This is a genomic window from Thiolapillus sp., from assembly GCF_048562965.1.
Lineage (GTDB): Bacteria > Pseudomonadota > Gammaproteobacteria > Chromatiales > Chromatiaceae > Thiolapillus > Thiolapillus brandeum_A.
Map to the genome: position 1 here is coordinate 1 of NZ_JBHNMF010000182.1, position 6173 is coordinate 6173.

9 protein-coding genes are annotated in these 6173 nt (G+C 55.0%); 2 read left to right on the top strand and 7 right to left on the bottom strand.

Annotation, left to right across the window (positions count from 1 at the left end; translation table 11 throughout):
- Together ACOCD2_RS10590 and ACOCD2_RS10595 are read right to left on the bottom strand one after the other, a co-directional pair.
- Window positions 1-232: hypothetical protein (locus ACOCD2_RS10590; protein ID WP_419625696.1), on the bottom strand; the 232-nt coding region annotated here is incomplete at its 3' end.
- Window positions 216-458 carry a hypothetical protein gene (locus ACOCD2_RS10595; protein WP_293672617.1) on the bottom strand — a complete coding sequence of 81 codons (243 nt, stop codon included), beginning with the start codon at window positions 456-458 and terminating at the stop codon, window positions 216-218. The genes ACOCD2_RS10595 and ACOCD2_RS10590, both read right to left, overlap by 17 nt.
- Here ACOCD2_RS10595 and ACOCD2_RS10600 point away from each other — a divergent pair.
- Complete coding sequence (locus ACOCD2_RS10600) at window positions 442-645, top strand: hypothetical protein (protein WP_293647586.1); 204 nt, start codon at window positions 442-444, stop codon at window positions 643-645. The genes ACOCD2_RS10595 and ACOCD2_RS10600 overlap by 17 nt on opposite strands.
- A gap of 115 nt (window positions 646-760) precedes the next feature.
- Here the strand turns inward: ACOCD2_RS10600 and ACOCD2_RS10605 are convergent, their stop codons facing one another.
- Window positions 761-2116: a ComEC/Rec2 family competence protein gene (locus ACOCD2_RS10605; protein ID WP_293647588.1), complete on the bottom strand. Its 1356-nt coding sequence runs from the start codon at window positions 2114-2116 to the stop codon at window positions 761-763.
- A 392-nt stretch (window positions 2117-2508) separates the two neighbouring features.
- Between ACOCD2_RS10605 and ACOCD2_RS10610 the strand changes: the two genes are divergently transcribed.
- A complete protein-coding gene (locus tag ACOCD2_RS10610; RefSeq protein ID WP_305800289.1) occupies window positions 2509-2976 on the top strand; it encodes a DUF2062 domain-containing protein in 468 nt (155 codons plus the stop codon).
- Here the strand turns inward: ACOCD2_RS10610 and lolD are convergent.
- From lolD to ACOCD2_RS10630, 4 genes are all read right to left on the bottom strand, one after another.
- Window positions 2943-3623 (bottom strand): lipoprotein-releasing ABC transporter ATP-binding protein LolD, encoded by a 681-nt coding sequence (gene lolD / locus ACOCD2_RS10615; protein WP_293647592.1) that lies wholly within the window; start codon window positions 3621-3623, stop codon window positions 2943-2945. The two genes, ACOCD2_RS10610 and lolD, sit on opposite strands and share 34 nt — an antisense overlap.
- Window positions 3616-4866: a lipoprotein-releasing ABC transporter permease subunit gene (locus tag ACOCD2_RS10620; protein ID WP_293647594.1), complete on the bottom strand. Its 1251-nt coding sequence runs from the start codon at window positions 4864-4866 to the stop codon at window positions 3616-3618. Before ACOCD2_RS10620 ends, lolD begins: the two co-directional genes overlap by 8 nt.
- Window positions 4867-4951: 85 nt before the next feature.
- Window positions 4952-5524, bottom strand: a complete 573-nt coding sequence (locus ACOCD2_RS10625) for a hypothetical protein (RefSeq protein WP_293647596.1) — start codon at window positions 5522-5524, stop codon at window positions 4952-4954.
- Between the two features lie 12 nt (window positions 5525-5536).
- A complete protein-coding gene (locus ACOCD2_RS10630) occupies window positions 5537-5974 on the bottom strand; it encodes a hypothetical protein (RefSeq protein WP_305800290.1) in 438 nt (145 codons plus the stop codon).
- Window positions 5975-6173: the final 199 nt, after the last annotated feature.

A 6173-nucleotide genomic window follows, 5' to 3' on the forward strand; every position in this document is an offset into this window, starting at 1 on the left:
TGGCTAAAAAGCCAGCCCATTTAAGGCGCAATGCCTTCCCGCCAAACAATGTCTCCACTGGAACAGAAGTCTTTGAAAACAAGGTATTTCCTTGCACCAAGTGCAACCAGATAATTGCCAGGCTGGTGTTCTCCTGGGAATCTGCATCCGTCGCTGCCAGCCATGGAGAGCGAAGTGAGGGCTGGTAGTCCTCAGTAGCCGCGAGGCCGCACTGCTTACCCGTCGTGCGCATAGCGCCAGAGGGGAAGCAAAGTAGGCATCCAAACGCGGTGTCCAGTCATTGGGAGCCAAGTGCGGAGCAGCAACAAGCCTGCGAAGTTGTTGCGTAGTGCTTGGTGACCAGGACGGCTGGGGACAAATAGGTTGTCAAAGGCCGAGTCGATTTTGGGGACTGGGATGTCCCAAAATCTATCACGAGGCCGAAGACACGCTTGTGAAGAAATGGAAACCGTTGGCAAAAAGTTCGAGCTGGAAGCTTTCGTTTCTGACTATCCGGTATGGGTGCTTGGCGCACCTGACTGTGACGATGACGACATCGCCAAGCATTTAACCCTACAAATCGCACCCAAGAAAGGAAAGGTGTATTGGGAGCATCCAGAAGACATGAATAAGCGACTGATTGAACTGGATGATAACCACTGCTGAGGGCATTTGCGCAGAAAGTTGCGGTTTCACCCTCGCAAACCCAACCTCAAACCGCAATTTTCCGTAGGAAAATCACCTGCCAAAAAAGTTGGCGGTTATCGCAGCTACCCGGTCACTACCCCCAATGCAAGGTGGGAGACCACTGGGAAAGGTAGTCAAGCGCCACCAGTATCCGGTCGAGCAGCCAGCCTGTGACGCTGACAGGCAACTGCGCCATCTCAGGATATATGACCAGCTGCAGGACAGAAAACAGGGATAGCGGAACGATGAGCAGGCCGAAAACCGGAATCACCACCAGGTTGACCAGTGGAGACAATGCCGAGACTGGCAGATGCTTCCACACAAGAGCAGGCGCGAGGGCCAGCGCGATCCCGCCCTGCAACCACAGCCACTGGAAGCGTCCGTCCAACCGCGGGATGAGGTAAAGGATGGCGGCTACCGCACCAAAGGAGAGCCAGAATCCCGCAGACTCCACAGACAGCGGATCCCACAGGACCACGGCAAACAACGCCAGACCCAGAATGCGGGATGGATTGGCCGAACGCCGCAGCAGGACACCTGTCATGACGATCAGCAACATGATCAGGGCACGCTGGGTGGGGATGGAAAATCCCGCCAAGGCCGCGTAGATCAGCGCCGCAAGCATGGCAAATGGTGCTCCCGCCACCCGGGACGGCCAGCGGCCGCACAACAGGGGAAAGCGACGCCAGAACCACCCGGCAAGAAAATATGCTATCGCCGCAATCAGGCCAATATGCAAGCCGGAAATGGCAATAAGATGGCTGGTGCCGGTCGCCGCAAATACTGCCCGGTCTTCCCGGGTCAGACCTGAACGGTCGCCGACCACCAGGGCTTTGGCCACCGCTCCTGCCCGCCGGGACATACCACTCTGCCCGATACTTTCCGACAGCTTCTGCCGCAGGCGGTCCAGAGAGAAAAATCTGCGCCCAGCCTGCTGGCCCGCTCCTTCGACATAGCCTGTATAAATGACGCCATGTGAGTACAACCAGCCTTCGTAGTCGAATCCTCCGGGATTGTGGTATCCGTGTGCCTTTTTCAGGCGCAACGGCAACGTCCATCGCTCACCTGCTGTCAATGCCGGTGCCTGTTTGTACCAGGAAATGCGAAAGCGCCAGTGGCCGGACAAGCGCGTGTTCCCCTGCTGCAACTCGTTTACTGCGAAGAAAAACCGCGCCCGCCGGGCATTGCTGTCGGGAATGTCCTGAATGACACCCGAAGCCACAACTGTATCCTGCAGCAGGCTGTCGGGAACGGGCTGGGGCTGTGTGACAGTCCCGTGAACCTGTGCCCAGAAAAAACCGCCAGATATGGCGCACAACCAGGCGGCCCCTGAAAACCGCCGCAAGCACCAGAGCAATGGGAACAGCAGAAGAAACCACGCCTCGCCCGGAAACACAGGCAACTGCTGAAATGCGAATGCACCAATAGCAAATCCCACTGCTAAAGCCATTAATAACACAATCCCTCCCTGGGCTGTGGTGATTCGTCAGTTGAAAACCGAAATCCCGGTTTTTGTTGATCTAACTTGGAAATTTCATGAATTCGCGTGATGATCGCGCCGGATACTGTTTTCACAAGGGATTTTCTGAAGGCGTCCCGTATCCATGATTACGGGCAATTGAAGAAAATTTCTTGTGGAAACAATAAACAAGCGAGGGCGCGTGTCATTCATGATTTTTCGGGTTAAAGCATGCAATGTTGAATTCCACTGGTCAAGTCGCGCGGATCATGCTTGAATGAACCATTCAACCAGCGTGGTTTTCACCCCAAATTTCATTCATGCCTCGGCACCTGCTCAGACAATACACGCCAGATCCGAAAAAACTGTGCGAACACAAGCACATGAGGATATTTGGGAAGTATCTGGCAGACCCCAACCTCTGGCATCTGAATCGTCGCTCCGTATCGGGCGCCTTCGCGGTAGGGTTGTTCTGGGCCATGATCCCCATGCCGCTACAGATGGTCGCCGCTGCAGCCACCGCCATTCCCGCCCGGGTCAACCTGCCGGTTTCCGTTGCCCTGGTCTGGCTGAGCAATCCCCTGACCATGCCACCCATTTTTTATTTCAACTATCTGGTCGGCACCTGGCTGCTGCCCCATCAGGAACCCCTGAGAGACATGGAAATGTCACTGGAGTGGTTTACCCACAGCATGGGAGAAATCTGGCAGCCTCTGTACGTCGGCTCGGTTGTTGTGGGCGTGGTGCTGGGTGCCCTTGGATATATCACCATGCGCATGTACTGGCGCTGGCACGTGGTTTCCCAGTACAGGAAACGTCAGCAGGCGCGCAGCAAGCCGTCTTCGAGCTGAAACACCCTGTCCATGCGCCGGGCAAGCCCGGGATCGTGGGTGACGATGATAAAGCTGGTACCCTGCTCCCGGTTCAGCTCCAGCATCAGCTCATAGATACCCGCCGCCGTACCCGGATCGAGATTTCCCGTAGGCTCGTCCGCGAGCACACAGCCCGGCCTCGACACCAGCGCCCTGGCAACTGCAGTACGCTGACGTTCCCCGCCGGACAGCTCGGAAGGCTTGTGCTCGATACGCTGTTCCAGACCGACTTTCACCAGCATCTCCCGCGCCAGTTCACGTGCCGCCTCAATGGGTGTCTTGCGCAACAGCAACGGCATGGCCACATTTTCGAGAGCCGTGAATTCCGCCAGCAGATGATGAAACTGGTAGATGAATCCCAGGTGGCGGTTGCGCTGATGGCAACGTTTGGCCTCGGGCAGCCTGCTGAAGGCTTCTCCATTAAGAAGCACCTCACCGGCATCCGGATCATCCAGGCCTCCAAGACAGTGTAAAAGCGTGCTCTTGCCCGACCCCGAAGCGCCCAGAATACCGATCTGCTCTCCCGGCTGCACAAGCAGATCCACACCCTGCAACACAGGCACTTCCGCGGGTCCGGTGGTGAAGGTACGGTACAGCCCTCTGCTTTCCAGCACCGGTTCATTCATAGCGCAGCGCCTCTGCCGGCAATGTACGGTAGGCGTTCCAGGCCGGATACAGGGTCATGAGGAAACTGCAAAGGAACGAACCTGCCCCGACAAGCACAACATCCTCCCAGCGCACCTGCGAAGGCAACATGCTGATGTAGTAAACACTGGGATCGATAAATTTCATGTGGAACAGGGATTCGATCCAGCCCACGACCGTTTCCACGTTCAGTGCCAGCAGTACACCCAATGCAACACCTACCATCGTGCCAACGAAACCGATGACGGACCCCTGTACGATAAAGATGTTCATGATCTGCTGCGGAGAGGCGCCGAAGGTCTTGAGAATGGCAATGTCGGCCCGCTTGTCCACCACCACCATCACCAGAGTGGCGACGATATTGAAGGCGGCGATCACCACGATGAAGAACAGCAGCAGTCCCATCATGCGTTTTTCCATCTTCAGGGCGGAGAAGAAATTGCGGTGCTGATCCGTCCAGTCCGACACACGGAACAGCCCGTTGAACTGCAGCGCCAGTTCCCTGGATACCTGGGTTGCGGCATACAGATCATCCAGCTTGAGCCGTATGCCTGAGACCGCATCCCCCATGCGCAGCAACCTGGCCAGATCCTTGATATTCACCATGGCCACACCCCGGTCATACTCACCCATCCCCACGCGAAATATTCCACTGACAACAAAACGCTTGGTTCTCGGTAGGGTTCCGGCAGGTGTGGATGTGAATTTGGGCACCAGCATGGTGACCTTGTCTCCCACCTGGACCTGCAGTGCATATGCCAGTTCACGTCCCAGGATGATGTTGAAGCTGCCAGGAACCAGGTCATTCAAAGATCCGGCTTCCATATGTTCGCCCACATCGACCACTTCGGGCTCCAGATCCATGTCGATGCCGCGCACCAGTGCGCCACTGACTTTCTTGCCATGCACCAGCATGGACATGACTTCCACATAGGGCGCGGCTCCCACCACACGCGGATGCTGCCTGGCTTTGTCCAGAGCCTGCCGCCAGTTCGCCATACCTCCGCCGGCCACGGCGTTGATGTCTGCATGAGAGGCCATACCGAGAATGCGCTCACGTACTTCTTTGTGAAACCCGTTCATCACAGACAGCACGGTGATCAGCACGATCACACCCAGGGTGATCCCCATGGTAGAGATAAAGGAAATGAAGGAAATGAAGTGATTCCGGCGCTCAGCGCGCGTGTAACGCAGGCCGATCCAGACTGACAGGGGATAAAACATCAGCGCATTATAGCCATTCCTGACAAAACGGGCCTGTCAAATAGCATTCGACAGGCCCTTCTCAGGGTTTTCTTTCAGACGGAAGCTATTTCTTTTTCCCGCGGCGCTTCTGCTTTTTCTTCTGCTTCCTGGAAGACAGCTTCGCTTTGCTCCTTTTGCCAGTGGGCTTCTTGGGAGCTTTCCTCTTCTTCTTGGCCTTGGCAGCCTTTGCTGCCTTGGCATCGGCAAAAGCCTTTTTCTCCATGGCCTTCATGGCATTGGTCTTTTTCTGCTTCTCTGCCTTTTTCGCCTTCTTGAGGGTTTGTTTTGCCGCTTTCTTCAGCCGCGCTGCCGAGCGTCTGGCCTTGGCTTTTGCCGCTGCTTTCTTTGCCTGCTTTTCGGAATACTTCAGTTTTGCCGCAAGCTGCTTTTTCAGGTCGATTTGCTTCTTTTCACTCTTTTCCGCATTGACTGCCACATCTTTTGCGGCCGCATGCGCTTTGCTCAATACTTTGCTCACTTCTTCAGCGGCTTCCTGAGCGGCAGAAGCAGCCTTCTTGGCTTTCTTGATTGCCTTTTTCAGCTTGGCCAGCATTTTGAGCTGCTTGGATTCAACTGTGGTCTTATCCTTCTTCTTGCTCTTTTTTTCCTTTTTCTCTTTCTTGTCTTTCTTTGCCATGTTCTTTCTCCGTTACAGATTATAGGCTTTTGATACCGGGCCAACGATCAGGGGATCCGGCGCACGTGCCACGTTGTGATCCTTGTTGGGATAATCCAGTTTGTACAGGAAATCACGCAGACAGTTGATACGCGCACGCTTCTTGTCATCGGATTTCACCACGGTCCAGGGCGCATCTGCCGTATTGGTATAGAAGAACATCGCCTTGCGGGCATTGGTGTAATCATCCCACTTTTCAAGAGACTGCAGGTCGATAGGACTGAGTTTCCAGTGCTTGAGCGGATCGTGATAACGGGAATGAAAACGGCGCAGCTGTTCCTGGCGGCTGACCGAGAACCAGTACTTGTAGAAAATGGTATCGGCGTTCACCAGCATCTGCTCCAGTTGCGGCGCCTGACGCAGAAACTCCAGATAGTCCTCATCGGTACATGTAAAGTCCCGATAGATCATAGATTTTCTTTTTGAATAATTCCGGTTGTTTTTTGTGCCAATCCTTAAGCGCCTGAATGGGCGTGATGTGCCCGATGTTTTCAAGCGTGTCTTCGACCTCGTGATAGATTTTGGGACATCCCAGTCCCCAAAATCGACTCGGCCTTTGACAACCTATTGGTGCCCCAGCCGTCCTGGTCACCAAGCACTACGCAACAAC